The sequence below is a fragment of the Chryseobacterium gilvum genome, from assembly GCF_025628965.1.
Taxonomy (GTDB): domain Bacteria; phylum Bacteroidota; class Bacteroidia; order Flavobacteriales; family Weeksellaceae; genus Chryseobacterium; species Chryseobacterium gilvum.
Genome location: NZ_JAOTEN010000003.1, coordinates 144,985 through 159,312 on the forward strand (window position 1 = coordinate 144,985; position 14,328 = coordinate 159,312).

12 protein-coding genes and 2 tRNA genes are annotated in these 14,328 nt (G+C 35.9%); 7 read left to right on the top strand and 7 right to left on the bottom strand.

Annotation, left to right across the window (positions count from 1 at the left end):
- Window positions 1-37 precede the first annotated feature (37 nt).
- The 6 genes from N0B16_RS10885 to fbp all read right to left on the bottom strand — a co-directional run bounded on the left by N0B16_RS10885 (window position 38) and on the right by fbp (window position 7,274).
- A complete protein-coding gene (locus N0B16_RS10885) occupies window positions 38-1,204 on the bottom strand; it encodes an MFS transporter (RefSeq protein WP_303647449.1) in 1,167 nt (388 codons plus the stop codon).
- Between the two features lie 132 nt (window positions 1,205-1,336).
- Window positions 1,337-3,010: a glutamine--tRNA ligase/YqeY domain fusion protein gene (locus tag N0B16_RS10890; protein WP_262990966.1), complete on the bottom strand. Its 1,674-nt coding sequence runs from the start codon at window positions 3,008-3,010 to the stop codon at window positions 1,337-1,339.
- 110 nt (window positions 3,011-3,120) lie between these two features.
- Window positions 3,121-4,347 carry a hypothetical protein gene (locus tag N0B16_RS10895; RefSeq protein ID WP_262990967.1) on the bottom strand — a complete coding sequence of 409 codons (1,227 nt, stop codon included), beginning with the start codon at window positions 4,345-4,347 and terminating at the stop codon, window positions 3,121-3,123.
- Window positions 4,348-4,357: 10 nt separating this feature from the next.
- On the bottom strand, window positions 4,358-4,786 hold the full coding sequence (locus tag N0B16_RS10900; RefSeq protein ID WP_262990968.1) for a hypothetical protein: 429 nt from the start codon (window positions 4,784-4,786) through the stop codon (window positions 4,358-4,360).
- A 467-nt stretch (window positions 4,787-5,253) separates the two neighbouring features.
- Window positions 5,254-6,258, bottom strand: a complete 1,005-nt coding sequence (locus tag N0B16_RS10905) for an o-succinylbenzoate synthase (RefSeq protein ID WP_262990969.1) — start codon at window positions 6,256-6,258, stop codon at window positions 5,254-5,256.
- The gene (fbp, locus tag N0B16_RS10910) at window positions 6,258-7,274 is read right to left on the bottom strand and encodes a class 1 fructose-bisphosphatase (RefSeq protein WP_262990970.1); all 1,017 of its coding nucleotides are present in this window, start codon (window positions 7,272-7,274) and stop codon (window positions 6,258-6,260) included. The genes N0B16_RS10905 and fbp overlap by 1 nt, the downstream gene beginning before the upstream one ends.
- Window positions 7,275-7,510: 236 nt before the next feature.
- Between fbp and N0B16_RS10915 the strand changes: the two genes are divergently transcribed.
- From N0B16_RS10915 to N0B16_RS10945, 7 genes are all read left to right on the top strand, one after another.
- A complete protein-coding gene (locus tag N0B16_RS10915; protein WP_262990971.1) occupies window positions 7,511-8,755 on the top strand; it encodes an aspartate kinase in 1,245 nt (414 codons plus the stop codon).
- A gap of 16 nt (window positions 8,756-8,771) precedes the next feature.
- A complete protein-coding gene (locus N0B16_RS10920) occupies window positions 8,772-10,613 on the top strand; it encodes a bifunctional lysophospholipid acyltransferase family protein/GNAT family N-acetyltransferase (protein WP_262990972.1) in 1,842 nt (613 codons plus the stop codon).
- Between the two features lie 108 nt (window positions 10,614-10,721).
- A tRNA-Phe gene (locus tag N0B16_RS10925) sits at window positions 10,722-10,794 on the top strand.
- 104 nt (window positions 10,795-10,898) lie between these two features.
- Window positions 10,899-10,971, top strand: a tRNA-Phe gene (locus N0B16_RS10930).
- Window positions 10,972-11,070: 99 nt separating this feature from the next.
- A complete protein-coding gene (locus tag N0B16_RS10935; protein ID WP_262990973.1) occupies window positions 11,071-12,252 on the top strand; it encodes a thioredoxin family protein in 1,182 nt (393 codons plus the stop codon).
- 53 nt (window positions 12,253-12,305) lie between these two features.
- Entirely contained in the window at window positions 12,306-12,887 is a 582-nt protein-coding gene (locus N0B16_RS10940) for a DUF3575 domain-containing protein (protein WP_262990974.1), read from the top strand.
- A gap of 4 nt (window positions 12,888-12,891) precedes the next feature.
- Window positions 12,892-13,098 (top strand): hypothetical protein, encoded by a 207-nt coding sequence (locus N0B16_RS10945; protein ID WP_262990975.1) that lies wholly within the window; start codon window positions 12,892-12,894, stop codon window positions 13,096-13,098.
- A gap of 30 nt (window positions 13,099-13,128) precedes the next feature.
- Here N0B16_RS10945 and N0B16_RS10950 read toward each other — a convergent pair whose 3' ends face one another.
- A complete protein-coding gene (locus tag N0B16_RS10950) occupies window positions 13,129-14,325 on the bottom strand; it encodes an exo-beta-N-acetylmuramidase NamZ family protein (protein WP_262990976.1) in 1,197 nt (398 codons plus the stop codon).
- Window positions 14,326-14,328: the final 3 nt, after the last annotated feature.

Below are 14,328 nucleotides of genomic sequence, written 5' to 3' on the forward strand. Positions count from 1 at the left end.
TGCAAAAATTTACAACTTTCTTTAATTTTTAAAATTATTAAACCGTTTTTCTGTCTTTCAGCATCCATGGAATAATTCCATAAAACGCAATCGCAATGAGTGTTGCCAAAACCCCGGTTGCGATCCAAAGCGTAGTAAACCCAAACTTTTCGGCAAATAAGGTTCCGATATAAGGCGTAATGATAAAGGCAGCTGAAAATGAGATTCCGTTCAGCCCCATATAAGCACCTTTATTACCATCTCCTGAGCGTAAAGCGGTAATGGTCGACATGAAAGGCAGTGTCCAGATTTCTCCTATGCACAATAAAGTCATGGATAATACTAATGTTACAATGCTGTAATCAAATGCCAACATCGCATAAGAAAGTCCACAGATAAAAGTTCCCAGAAGCATGGTAACCGCAAGGCTGAAATATTTTTCTGCAATCTGAACAAGGCCCATCTCTAATAAAACGACCAGAAAACCGCTGTATCCCAAAATATATCCGATATTCTGCTGACTGAGATGTGCCGTATCTTTGTAAAATATAGTCAGTGTACTGAACAGCTGAAAAAATATAATCGAAAACAGCATACAGAAAAAACAGTATACCAAAAACTTACCATCCATGTAAGGTGAATTTTGCTTTTTAATATCAACGGCATTTTTTACCTTAATCGTTTTTGCTTTGGCCATTCTGTTTCGCTTTGCAAAGAAAGAAATGTATAAAATTCCCGCCAATAATGCAGCTAAAGCATTGCTGTAAAATAAAAATGAATATGAAATTGCAGATAAAATCCCTCCTAAAGCCGGGCCAATTGAGAACCCCAGATTTACCGCCATCCGGTTTAAAGAAAATGCCCTTGTTATATTTTCAGGTTTTGCATACTTAGTAATCGCCACAGAATTGGCCGGCCGGAATGAATCACTTACAATACTTTGAAATAAAATGATCATCGCAACACCGGCTTCTGTTTTGAAAACAGGAATCAGGCAAAACAAAGGAACACTCAGCAATAAGCTTACAGACTGTACTTTATATTCCCCAAATTTATCGGTAATAAAACCTCCCAACCATGAGCCGATAACCGAGCCCATTCCGAAAAAGCTTAAAACAATTCCTGTATTTTCTATCGTAAAATGCAAATGATTGGTCATATACACTCCTAAAAACGGCAGCACCATTGAACCGGAACGGTTTATGAGCATTACCAAAGCGAGCATCCAGCTTTCTTTTGAAAGCCCTTTGAAAGAACTTGTATATATTTTAATTAGTTTCACAATTTTGATTTTAAATAAAAAAACAGGGCTTACATAATTAAGCCCTGTTTCATTTATAATGATATAAATAAATTTTTACTCCGGCTTATAAGAGTCTTTTAACGTAACCGTTCTATTGAATACCAATTGGGTATCCGTAGAATCCTGGTCTTTCGTGAAATAGCCAATTCTCTGGAACTGAAGCGGCTCTCCGACCGCAACATCCTTTAAAGCAGGCTCACCAAATCCCTTGATCGTAGAAACAGAATCCGGGTTTACAAAATTCAGGAAATCTACATCTTTCTCAGCATCGGGCTGTTCTACAGTAAATAAATGGTTATAAATTCTCACATCAACAGGAAGTGCATGTTTTGCAGACACCCAATGTAATGTACCTTTTACCTTTCTCAGACTTTCCTCGGTTCCGCTTCCTGATTTCGATTTTTCATCGTAGGTCGCATAAATAGTCGTGATTTCTCCGTTTTCATCCTTCTCTACCCTTTCCGCTTTAATGATGTAGGCAGATTTTAAACGGACTTCGCCTCCCAATTTTAATCTGAAGAACTTATTATTGGCTTCTTCCTTAAAATCTTCGCGCTCGATATATAATTCTCTTGAGAAAGGAACTTCCCTCGTTCCTGCATTTTCCTGTTCCGGATTATTCTCAGTTTCTAACCATTCTTCTTTGTCTTCAGGATAATTTTCAATTACTAATTTGACCGGATCTACCACTGCCATCACACGTTTTGCGACCTTATTCAGATCTTCACGCACACAGAAATCCAATAATTGAATTTCAATTAAATTTTCTCTTTTGGCAACCCCTACTTTATCGATAAAGTTCCTGATAGAAGCTGGTGTATAACCTTTTCTTCTCATTCCGGAAATCGTAGGCATCCTTGGATCATCCCATCCGTTCACTACATTTTCAGCGATCAGCCTTTGTAGTTTTCTTTTGGAAGTAATCATATAAGAAACATTCATCCTTGCAAATTCTCTTTGCTTCGGCGCTATTTTAGATTCGTCATACACCTGCTCCAGATACCAATTGTATAAAGGCCTGTGATTTTCAAATTCCAAAGAACATAACGAATGCGAAACCTGCTCTAAATAATCAGATTCCCCATGCGCCCAATCGTACATCGGATAAATTTTCCACGTTGTTCCTGTTCTGTGGTGTGGCCTGTTTAAAATCCTGTACATTACAGGATCACGCATATTCATATTGGGTGAAGCCATATCGATCTTTGCACGCAGAGACATGGATCCTTCCTCGAATTCACCGTTTTTCATTCTTTCAAATAAGTCTAAAGACTCTTCTACAGGGCGGTTTCTGAAGGGAGATTCAATTCCCGGTTCTGCAGGGTTTTTTCTCTGCTCGGTAATTACCTGAGAAGGCTGTTCATCCACATATGCTTTTTCTTCTTTGATCAGCTGAACTGCCCAGTCATAAAGCTGCTGGAAGTAATCGGAGGCGTACAAAACTTTATCCCATTTGAAACCCAGCCATTCTACATCTTTCATAATAGAATCTACGAATTCCTGCTCTTCTTTTTCAGGATTCGTATCGTCGAAGCGAAGGTTTACGGGAGCATTGTATTTTTCACCCAAACCAAAGTTGATGCAGATCGCTTTGGTGTGACCTACATGCAGATAACCATTGGGTTCAGGCGGAAAACGGAAACGGATCTGATCATTTCTGAGACCGTTTGCCAAATCATCTTCGATAATTTGCTCAATAAAATTGAGTGATTTTTTTTCTTCTTCCATTTCTGAATAATTCAAGGTGCAAATCTATGTAAAAATAGCGTAAAAACCATAAAATACGAAGCTTTATGGTTTTTACTGTTCATCTTAAACGATGTTTATCTCCTGTTTTTTTACTGGATTTTTCTTTTGGTTCCGAGCCCGCTAATAAAGGAAATTGCTGCAATGGCATTCCCTTTTTTAATAATTGTATTGTCAAAATCTTTTCCTAAAGAAAGTGTGATATGCTGGTTGGCCCAGATTTCATAATTCAGATTAAAAATAAATTTCCAGTCGGGTTTATAATCTGCTCCGCTGATGAAACTTCTGTAAATACCTTCCACACTTCCTGTAAATTTTGAATTTTGCGGAGAATACTGATATTTCAAACCTGCATCAAAAGTTGAAAAATTACTTTCCGTTACAATACCCTCTGTTGTCATCCGTTCAGAATCAGGATTATACATATATCTTAAAAGAAAAAGCGGAGTTCCTTCTTTTTTGAAAGCATAGCCAAAAACCGACCAAAGCCCTACATTATACACTTTAGAGCTGTTAAACATCTTATCCCGGAACTGAATGCTTGTTCCTCCGGCAAAATCTAAAAGAAAACCCGTTCTCTCTATTTTAAAATCACCGTACAGTTCTTTTATCCTTTTGAGATTTTCGGCATATTTCTGACGGGTGAGTATTTGGGTATCAACCACTTCTTTTAATGTATTCAGTCTTTTTTCAATCGCTGCCGTAATCAGTTTATATTCTGTTGACTGTATAACAATTTCCTGTTCTGAAGGGGAAAGATCTTTAACCAACCGTGTTCTTTTTGCTTTTAGATCGATTAATTCCTGGTCTTTCTCAATGATTTCTTGTGAAACCTCATCAATATTGCTAACATTTTCATTTAAAAGATTTTTAATCTGCTCGTAGACAATTTTACTTTCATCAGTTGCTTTTCCTCTCAAAACAGAAAATTTGAATCCTATTCCCGTATATATTGAGTTCACCGGTAAATCTGTGGAAGCGCTGTCTGTATTTTTGATGGCAAGTGACAATACGAAAGTTTGAGGAACCGTATATTTTTCATCAAACATCTGTCCAATGGTTTTATTTTTGGTTTTGCCGGGAAATATCCAATAGGGAGCAAAATCCATGGAATATGCTCCTTCTTTCAGAAAATTATCTGACAGATTCTGCAAACCCAACATGACATCTGCAACATCCGTCGGTTTGTTGATCTCACTGCTTGCAACGCCCAGAAGATTAGATGCAGGTGAAGCAGGTGCTTTTAGTAAATCTGTATTGATTTCCTGTCCAGAAAGTGCGGACACAAGGAGGACGGTTAAAAATTTAATTTTTTTCATGGCTTCTGTTTTAAATACATTCTATATAAACGATAAAAAACAAACCGTTTTCACCAACCTTGGAAGACAAATGAAACACCATATCTTTATATCCTCCTTTCAGAATCACCGAGAATACACATGAAGTGTCTTTTTCTGCAGTGACATTCTGTATAATTTTTATTTTCTTGTTATTCAGATCCTTATTAGTTCCTAAGATCTTTGAATCTGAAAGATCGATTGGGTTTCCATCCAGATATACAGCGACATCACTTCCTATTACCAATCCTGTAAGAGTGGTGGTGAGTGTAACATTCTTTTCACTGTCATCGCAGATGTAGTGCGCATCAAGAATAGAGCTGTCAACATCAATTGTATTGATTCTTTCCTGTAAAAATTTTTTGCTTGAGATTTTGGACGAAACATCCATAAAACCGGGTTGTAAATTTAGTTTTTTCATGGCTGTGATTTGGTTTATTAATCTAAGTTAAATTTACTTAAATTTTTACGAATTCCTAATTTTAAAAATGACATTTTAAGATAATATTTTGAAAATTAACGTATTCGTAAAAGTAAGATTTAGAAAAAAAACCAAATGAAATATTATTTACCAAAAGCGAAAACAGAATGGGATATTGCAGAAAAACCCTTTCGGAGCGGATGTTTAGGAATAGGATAATTATAAAAAAAGAGCATAAATTTTAATTTTTATTACGGAATAAACAAAAATTATCAACAATAATATGAATATGAAATAAATATTGTACTTTTGTACATTATAAATAAACCATAACTCTTTATTATGAAAAAAATTAGAACACAGTTTTTCAATATTTTGGAATACATAAAGAAAACAATCTTCGTGAACGATGTAATCTGATTACTTTACAGATTGTAAAAATTGTATTATTTGAATATAAAACTACATTATTTTCTAAAAACCAATCTTTCTCCGATCAGCTCTACATGAGCATCGAAATTATTGGTAAAAAGACCCCCCGTTCCTAAACCCTGAGGCATTTTATTGTTCTTGGTAAAAGTGTATTGAGCAATGGCATTAAGGCCAATATTGCTTTCCAAAGCCGAAGTAATCCACCAGTCAATATTTTGTTTTTCAGCGAGAAAAATCCATTCATCTGTACCGGAAAAACCTCCAACCAATGAAGGTTTTAATATGATATAGTGTGGTTGTATGATATCCAAAAGCTGCCTCTTTACATCATAATCTATAATTCCGATAAGTTCTTCATCCAGAGCTATTGGTGTTGGAGTTTCTGCGCATAAATCTGCCATATCGTTCCAATTTCCCGCTTTAATAGGCTGCTCGATAGAATGGATTTTCAGATCTGAAAGCTGCTGCAATACCTGTTTTGCCTCATTTTTTTGAAATCCTCCATTGGCATCCACCCGCAGTTCTAATTGTTTGTCCGAAAATTTCTCTCTTAACTTCTGAAGAATCTGATGTTCCGATTTCCAGTCGACCCCGATTTTCAGTTTAATACAATGAAAACCTTTTTCAAGCTTTTCCTGAATTTGCTCTTCCATAAAACCGATATTTCCCATCCAGATCAGTCCGTTGGTAATTATAGAAGCATTATCTGTGGTAAAATCACTTGGAAAATACAGATTTTCTCCATATTTTAAGTTTAACCTTGCCTGTTCATAGCCTATCCAAATGGATGGAAATTCTTTCAGTTCTTGTTTTAAAATTTCAACATCTTGTTGAATATTTTTACAAAGCCACTGCAGTTTTTTTTCATAATCAGGACGGTCATCAAAGCTGAGGCCTCTAAAAAGAGCACATTCCCCGATTCCTTTTTTTCCGTTTTCAGAAATTTCAAGAAAGAAGGTTTCTTTTTCATGCAAAACGCCGCGAGATGTTCCACTCGGGCGTTTGAATTGTAATATATATTTAGAATATTCAGCGGTCATTATTTTACACTGTCGATGCGCATAAATTCCTCTGCCTTTTCTACCATATCTGTACTTCCACAGAAAAACGGAATTCTTTGGTGCAATTCTGTCGGTTCAACCTCCAAAATCCGTCTGAAACCGTCTGTTGCTTTTCCACCGGCCTGTTCTGCCAAAAATGCCATTGGATTACATTCATATAACAATCTCAGTTTTCCGTTTGGAGCCTGTGAATAAGACGGATAAATATAGATTCCTCCTTTCAGCATATTCCGGTGAAAATCTGCCACTAATGAACCAATATATCTTGAAGTATATGGTCTGTCGCCTTCTTCCATCTGGCAATATTTAAGATAATTTTTAACTCCTTGGGGAAATTTGATGTAATTTCCTTCGTTAATGGAATAAATTTTACCGGTTTTCGGAAATGTCATATTAGGATGAGAAAGATAATAGGTTCCCAGGGAAGGATCCAGAGTAAATCCGTTAACACCGTTTCCGGTAGTGTATACAATCATCGTAGAAGATCCATAAATCACGTAACCTGCCGCAATCTGGTTAACCCCTTTTTGTAGAAAGTCCTCCAGCTGAACAGGCGTTCCGGGTTCTGTAACTCTTCTGTAGATCGAAAAAATAGTTCCTACAGAAACATTCACATCTATATTTGAAGATCCATCCAAAGGATCAATCAGGACAACATATTTACTTAGATGACCATTTTCGCCACATTTGATATCTATGAAATCATCATTTTCTTCAGAAGCTATCCCGCACACTACTTCTCTTTGTGAAAGCGCGGTGATAAAAATGTCATTGGCAATCACATCTAATTTTTGCTGCTCTTCTCCCTGAATATTTTCATTTCCTGCTTTTCCGATAATATCTGCAATTCCGGCTTTGTTCACTTCCCTGTTGACTACTTTAGAAGCTAATCTTATGGCACTTAAAAGACGCGAAAATTCACCTGTAGAATATTGAAAATCGTCCTGCTTATCGATAAGAAATTCTCCTAAAGTCTGTAATGGCTGATCTGACATATTTAAGTTTTACGTTTTTCCCAAATTTCGGAAAATTTATAACAATAAAACGAATTTTCTTTTAAAATAGTTTACTATTTGATTTTCAAAATCTTACAACAAAAAGAGGTATTAAAAAAGACATTTGTTTATAATTCTTATTCACCAGATTCTGCACTTTCATATCTCATTGTAAATTTATAATTTTGACGATTCTAAAATTATAATTATCTAACCGATTTATCTCTGATATTTTAATGAAAATTTTCAAGTTTGGCGGAGCTTCTGTAAAAGACGCCGAAAGCGTAAAAAATGTGTCTGTGGTTTTACAAAGCCAGGGATTTGAAAAATGTCTGCTCGTTATTTCAGCAATGGGCAAAACAACCAATGAACTGGAAAAAGTAGTAGAATTTTATTTTAAAAAGCAAGACTATCAAACTGAAATTGAAAACATTAAACAGAAACATATTACCATCTCAAAAGGATTGTTTAAGGATGGCCATTCGGTTTTTACAGAGATTAATCTGTTTTTTGACGATATCATTTCTTTTCTGAGAAGAACCAAATCACCCAATTACAATTTTGTCTACGACCAGGTGGTAAGCTGTGGTGAAATGATCTCAACAAAAATTGTCAGCGAATACCTGAATAGCATGCAATTTACCAATCAATGGCTGGATGCAAGAGATTACATTAAAACTGATAATTCTTACCGGGACGGAATCGTAAACTGGAAAAAAACGGAAGAATTGATTTCAGCACTAGATCGCTCAGTTTGTTATGTAACGCAGGGTTTTATCGGGTCGGATGATAATAATTTTACCGTGACGCTGGGAAGAGAAGGTTCAGATTACTCTGCCGCAATTTTTGCATACTGCTTAAATGCAGATGCAGTTACAATTTGGAAAGATGTTCCGGGAGTAATGACGGGAGACCCCAGAAAATTTAACAACGTGTCATTACTCTCCAACATTTCTTATGAAGAAGCCATTGAAATGGCCTATTACGGCGCAAGTGTGATCCATCCGAAAACATTGCAGCCATTGCAGCAAAAAAACATTCCTTTTTATGTAAAATCTTTTATTGATCCTACACAGGAAGGAACCAAAGTGGGTGTATCAGAAAAAAACCTGCATGAAGAATCGTATATTCTGAAAGAAAACCAGACCCTGCTTAAAATTTCAACCAGAGATTTTTCTTTTATTGCAGAAGATCACATGAGTCTGGTTTTCGGATATTTATCAAAATATAAAATTAAAGTTTCGTTGATGCAAAATTCTGCCATCTCATTGGCTTTATGCCTGGAAGATCAGTTTTCAAAAATAGATGAGCTGAATGAAGAGCTTCAGAAAGTATTTAAGACTGATGTTACAAAAAATGTATCTTTATTTACCGTGAGAAATGCAAAAATAGAAAACATTGGCAAATTTTACCAGGAAAAAAGTGTATTATTGGAGCAGATTGCAAAAAATACACTTCAAATGGTAACACAGCAAAACTAATCACGACTTAAAACACATGAGCTTAATATCGAAAAATGATTTAATCAAAGCTTCTGGCTTAAACAAAATGGGATTTCTTAAAAATCCTATTGCTTCAGCCGTGATGAGCCTTGCTAAAATAAATGAAGTTAACAGATTATACGATAAATTAAAAAATAAAGAAGGTAAAGATTTTTTCGATTCATTTGTAAGAGAGCGAAATTTAAGCTATATCGCTTTTGAAGAAGATCTGGCAAAAATTCCGAAAACCGGGGCTTTCATCTTGGTATCCAATCATCCTCTCGGTGCGATTGACGGGATTCTGATGTGCAAAATCTTATCGGAAGTACGTCCTGATTTTAAAGTAATGGGCAATTTTCTTTTGGAAAAAATAAAACCCATGGAACCGTATGTAATCGCTGTAAATCCTTTTGAGAACAGAAAAGAAGCACACAGCAGCTCTTCCGGAATGCGAGAAACGCTGAAACATCTTCAAAATGGAGGCTGCATAGGAATTTTTCCGGCGGGGGAAGTTTCCAATAAAAATAATCCGTACAGTGAGATTTTAGATAAAGACTGGGAAAAGCCTGCTTTAAAGCTTATAAAAATGGCAAAAGTACCGGTTGTTCCTATGTATTTCCATGCTAAAAACAGCAGCTTATTTTATCAGATTGCCAAGCTGCACCCGAATTTACAGACGTTGATGCTTCCTGCAGAAATGATGAATGACCGTGAAAAACCTATTCGGATACGGATTGGAAAACCAATCATGGTAAAAGCGATGGACGAGATGGAAACCATCGAAGAATTGGGAGAGTTTCTGAAAAGGAAAGTCTACATGATGAAATCGTATTATGAAAAAAGAAAATCTCTTGCACAGGCCATTAATCTTAAAAATTTATATGTAAAATTCCCGCTGTTACGGGAAGAAAATATCGTTCAGAATATTATTGATGAAACGCCTAAAGAAGATATTCTAAAAGATATCAACAAGCTGAAAGGCACCGATAAGATGCTTTTCAGCAATGGTAATTACGAGATTTATTTTACGCCTTATGAGCAGATCCCTTCCATCATGAGGGAAATTGGGCGCCAACGCGAGCTTACCTTTCGCGCCGTTGGAGAAGGAAGTAATCTCCCGTTTGACCTGGATGAGTATGACAAGCATTATCATCACTTATTTCTTTGGGATAATGCTGCCGAAAAGCTCGCAGGAGCCTACAGAATGGCTCTGGGAAAAGATGTCATGAAAAAATTCGGGATTAAGGGGTTCTATACTAGTTCGTTATTTGAGTTCGAGCAGGATATCCATCCGTTTTTTAAAAAAGTAATCGAAATGGGAAGAGCCTATATCTGTGAAGAATACCAGCAGAAACCGCTCCCTCTCTTTCTTCTCTGGCGAGGAATTGTACATGTTTGCCTCAGAAACCCTGATCATAAATTTTTGATGGGAGGCGTAAGTATATCTAATAAATTTTCTGAGTTTTCAAAATCTTTGATGATCGAATTTATGCGGTCTAATTATTACGATTCTGCAGTAGCACAATACATTACCCCAAAAAATGAATTTAAAGTAAGATTGAGAGACCGCGATAAAAATCTTTTTCTTAACGAAATGGAATCTGATCTCAATAAGCTGGATAAAATCATTGATGATCTGGAACCTGAATTAAGACTGCCCGTTCTGATCAAAAAATACATTAAACAAAACGCAAAGGTGATTGCTTTCAACGTAGATCCTAACTTTAATGATGCGATTGACGGATTAATGTATATCAGGATCAGTGATCTTCCTGAAAATACGATTAAACCCGTATTGGAGGAGATGAGCGAGCAAATCAGAAAGGAGCAGGAAAATAATTCCCCTGAAAATCAGTAGGTTTTTATTTTTGTTTAAAAAAAAGAGGGTAATATTTGCTTCATATACGAAAACTTACTACTTTTGCATCACTTTAAAACAACGAAGTCATTCAGACAAAAATATAATGGTTTCTTAGCTCAGTTGGTAGAGCAATGGATTGAAAATCCATGTGTCCCTGGTTCGATTCCTGGAGAAACCACAAACCACCTTTTTCGGGTGGTTTTTGTTTATAATACATTTGCGAGGTAAAAGAAAAAATATTACTTTTGCCCCACTTTACAATACGAAGTCATAAAAATCAATGGTTTCTTAGCTCAGTTGGTAGAGCAATGGATTGAAAATCCATGTGTCCCTGGTTCGATTCCTGGAGAAACCACAAACCACCTTTTTGGGTGGTTTTTTTATTTACCATTTTTTAACAGGTGTATAAATTCAAAATTAAGTATCTTCGCTTTTTTAAAACATCACATTGAAAATGAAAAAAATTATCTCCGGATTATTTATTTTTTGTACCTTATTTTTACAGGCCCAGGACGAAATTCAATTTCAGGCCTTACCTTTTAAAGATCTTGTTTCTAAAGCAAAAAAAGAAAACAAACTGGTTTTTATTGATGCATATGCCTCATGGTGCGGTCCCTGCAAAATGATGGAAAAAAATGTTTTTACAAAAAAATCAGTGGGTGACTTTTACAATAAAAATTTCGTAAATGCACGGATTGATATGGAAAAAGGTGAAGGAAGAGAAATTGCCCAGAAATTTGGCGTTCGCTCCTATCCTACTTATTTGTTCCTCAATGGTGACGGTGAATTGATTTCTCAGAACGTAGGCTACATGGAAGAAAGTATTTTTCTCGCCATGGCACAGGATATTAACTCTCCCAGCAACAAAAAAGGATCATTAAAAGAGCGTTTTGAAAATGGAGAAAAAGACGCTCAGCTTTTGATCAATATCATGAAACTGAATTCAAGCTCAGATTACGAGTTTGCTAAAAAAGCTTCCGAAAGATATTTTGAAAACAGAAAGAAAACCGACGAACTTACCAAAGAGGATGTAGGATTTTTATTATTTTTCCTGAAATCAACACAAGATGTAAATTACAAAACATTTATAGAAAAAAAGGAAGATATCATTAAATATTTACCGGAAGAAAATTACAAGGAATTTAATAATCAGCTGTTGCTTTCACAAGCTGCGGAACAGTCAATTGATCTTAAAAATAAAGCCCTTAATGAAGATTATTTCATGAAAGTTGCAGAACCTTTGGTAGGAAAAGATAATGCGAAGATGAAATTTAATCAGATCAAAATGGGGTATTACGAGCAGACTGCCAATTTCCCCGAGTATGAAAAAGCAGCCTTAGAATATTACAAAAATTCGGATGCTTTTGAACCAAATGAATTGCTGAAAACAGCCTGGGTCTTTTCAGATCACATCAAAACTTCCTCATCATTAAAAAAAGCTGCAGAATGGGCAGAAAAATCGGTCATGAGAGGGGAAACAGCTGAAAATACCTACATTCTGGCAAAATTATATTCTCTGACCGGCAATATAGAAACGGCGAAGAATTTTGCAGAAATGTCAAAAAATATTGCCGTACAAACCGGTAAAGATTCAACTTTAGCATCAGATTTATTAAATAAATTAAACAGCAAATAGTCTTGAAACACAAAATTTTAATCGCGGCTCTGACTTTATTTTCAATACATTATATGAAAGCTCAGGAAGAGGCAATTTCACAGCCTACCGAAAAATCACTTTATGTAAAAGGAAATGCATTATTTATACCGATCGGAGTTTTAAATGCAGGTTTAGAATATCAGCTTAATCAAAAATACACCTTGCAGGGAGACGTTTTTATATCTCCATGGAAATCATTTGCAGGACATGAATTTCAGTACTACTCATTGTCTCTGGAAGGAAGATATTATTTTGACAAAGCATTTAAACACTGGTATGTAGGAGCAAATATTGCTACTGCTTCTTTTGTTTTACAAAAATGGAACTATTGGGATGATGGTGTTTACATCAATGACTTTGATCAAGAATTTATATCATCCAACCTTTATCAGAAAGGATTTTCTGTACTATTGGGCATTACTGCAGGATATCAGTTTAAAGTTTCCGATAACTGGAATATCGATCTGTATGTAACCGCAGGAACTTCACAGGATTTTTATAAAGGATATGACAGAACAACAGGACAGAGATATGATGTAGCCGTTAAATACAATAAAAGTGGCGAAGTGCTTCCTTACCGCGGCGGAGTTATGATTTCTTATAAAATAAAATAATACAATGAAATTATTGGGTAAAAACCATATCATCATCTGCATCATTACTTTTGTAATTCTTTTTCTGATGAATTTTATCGGAAATGATCAGCCGGATAAACTGTACAGGGCTTTATTGACTGCTTTTGCAGGCGTTATAGGATTGTCAATCGGGTTGTTAATCCTTAATAAAGGTAAAAACGATAAAACACCACCACATAATTTTGATTAAAGGTAAATCGCAAACATTTAAGATCAATGCCTAATCTTCGTAAACAATATATTTTGCCCTGATCTTGTTAAAATTTTCAAGATCATTCTTCCAGGAAGCTTTAATTTCAGAGATCGATTTTCCAGCAATTATCTGCTTTCTTAATTCATCGCTTCCGGCAAGCGTATCAAAAAACAGGTTTTTGAGGAAAAAGTCCTGCTGTGGATTTTTGTAATTTTTGTATGCTTTCATAAGCCAGTCTAGATTCAGTGCTCTTAAATCTTCGGAATAACCGGCAAGATTTTCGCCATAGCATAATTTTCCGTTCAAAAAAGGATCTTTTGCACCCGAATTGGGCTTCGGAGTAAATTGGAATGGTAAACCCTGCGTCCATGGAGAGCCATAGATCTGGAAAGGCAAATCGGTCCCTCTTCCTACGGAAACCTGGGTTCCTTCAAAAAAACACAAGCTCGGATATAAGTTGATCGCATGATCATTGGGTAAATTCGGGGACGGTTTATCTAAAATCCCATACCGCAACTTTTTATGATAATTCTGCATTGGAATCATCGTATATTTTGCCTCTACTCCATTTTTCAGCCATTTTTGCCCGTTTACCATTTTCCCGTATTCTCCGATCGTCAGTCCGTACACGACAGGAACCTCATGCATCCCTACAAAACTTGTCCATTTCTTTTTTAAAACAGGGCCGTCAACATATCCGTCATGCGGATTGGGACGGTCCAGAACTACAATTTCCACATTATTTTCAGCTCCGGCTTCCATTAAATAGGTTAATGTAGAAATATATGTATAAAATCTCACGCCTACATCCTGAATATCAAAAACAACAAGATCAATCCCTTTGAGCTGTTCCGGCTTCGGCTTTTTATTATCTCCATATAAAGAAATAATAGGAATTCCCGTCTTGGAATCGACTCCGTTCTTTACAGTTTCGCCTGCATCGGCATTGCCGCGGAAGCCATGTTCAGGCGCAAAAATGGCTTTAATCTTAATTCCGTTTTTTACCAGGTAATCTACAAGATGGGTTTTATCTTTCATCAGACCGGTCTGATTGGTCACAATGCCAATGGTTTTATTTTTTAATAACGGTAGATACAGTTCCGGACGGTCTGCGCCGGTTTTAAAACAATCTTTACTTTGAGATTGAGAATAACAGGGATTGAATAGTCCTAAAAAAATTAGGCAAATAAAAAGTAAAGTTTTAATTTTGAAATCTAAATTCATAAG

Bases quoted from the DNA above. Each gene is read 5' to 3' on its own strand.
- N0B16_RS10900 (WP_262990968.1), bottom strand. From the start codon at position 4,786: ATGAAAAAACTAAATTTACAACCCGGTTTTATGGATGTTTCGTCCAAA.
- N0B16_RS10935 (WP_262990973.1), top strand. From the start codon at position 11,071: ATGAAAAAAATTATCTCCGGATTATTTATTTTTTGTACCTTATTTTTA.
- N0B16_RS10940 (WP_262990974.1), top strand. From the start codon at position 12,306: ATGAAAGCTCAGGAAGAGGCAATTTCACAGCCTACCGAAAAATCACTT.
- N0B16_RS10950 (WP_262990976.1), bottom strand. From the start codon at position 14,325: ATGAATTTAGATTTCAAAATTAAAACTTTACTTTTTATTTGCCTAATT.
- N0B16_RS10890 (WP_262990966.1), bottom strand. From the start codon at position 3,010: ATGGAAGAAGAAAAAAAATCACTCAATTTTATTGAGCAAATTATCGAA.
- fbp (WP_262990970.1), bottom strand. From the start codon at position 7,274: ATGTCAGATCAGCCATTACAGACTTTAGGAGAATTTCTTATCGATAAG.
- N0B16_RS10920 (WP_262990972.1), top strand. From the start codon at position 8,772: ATGAGCTTAATATCGAAAAATGATTTAATCAAAGCTTCTGGCTTAAAC.
- N0B16_RS10895 (WP_262990967.1), bottom strand. From the start codon at position 4,347: ATGAAAAAAATTAAATTTTTAACCGTCCTCCTTGTGTCCGCACTTTCT.
- N0B16_RS10905 (WP_262990969.1), bottom strand. From the start codon at position 6,258: ATGACCGCTGAATATTCTAAATATATATTACAATTCAAACGCCCGAGT.
- N0B16_RS10885 (WP_303647449.1), bottom strand. From the start codon at position 1,204: ATGCTCGCTTTGGTAATGCTCATAAACCGTTCCGGTTCAATGGTGCTG.
- N0B16_RS10915 (WP_262990971.1), top strand. From the start codon at position 7,511: ATGAAAATTTTCAAGTTTGGCGGAGCTTCTGTAAAAGACGCCGAAAGC.
- N0B16_RS10945 (WP_262990975.1), top strand. From the start codon at position 12,892: ATGAAATTATTGGGTAAAAACCATATCATCATCTGCATCATTACTTTT.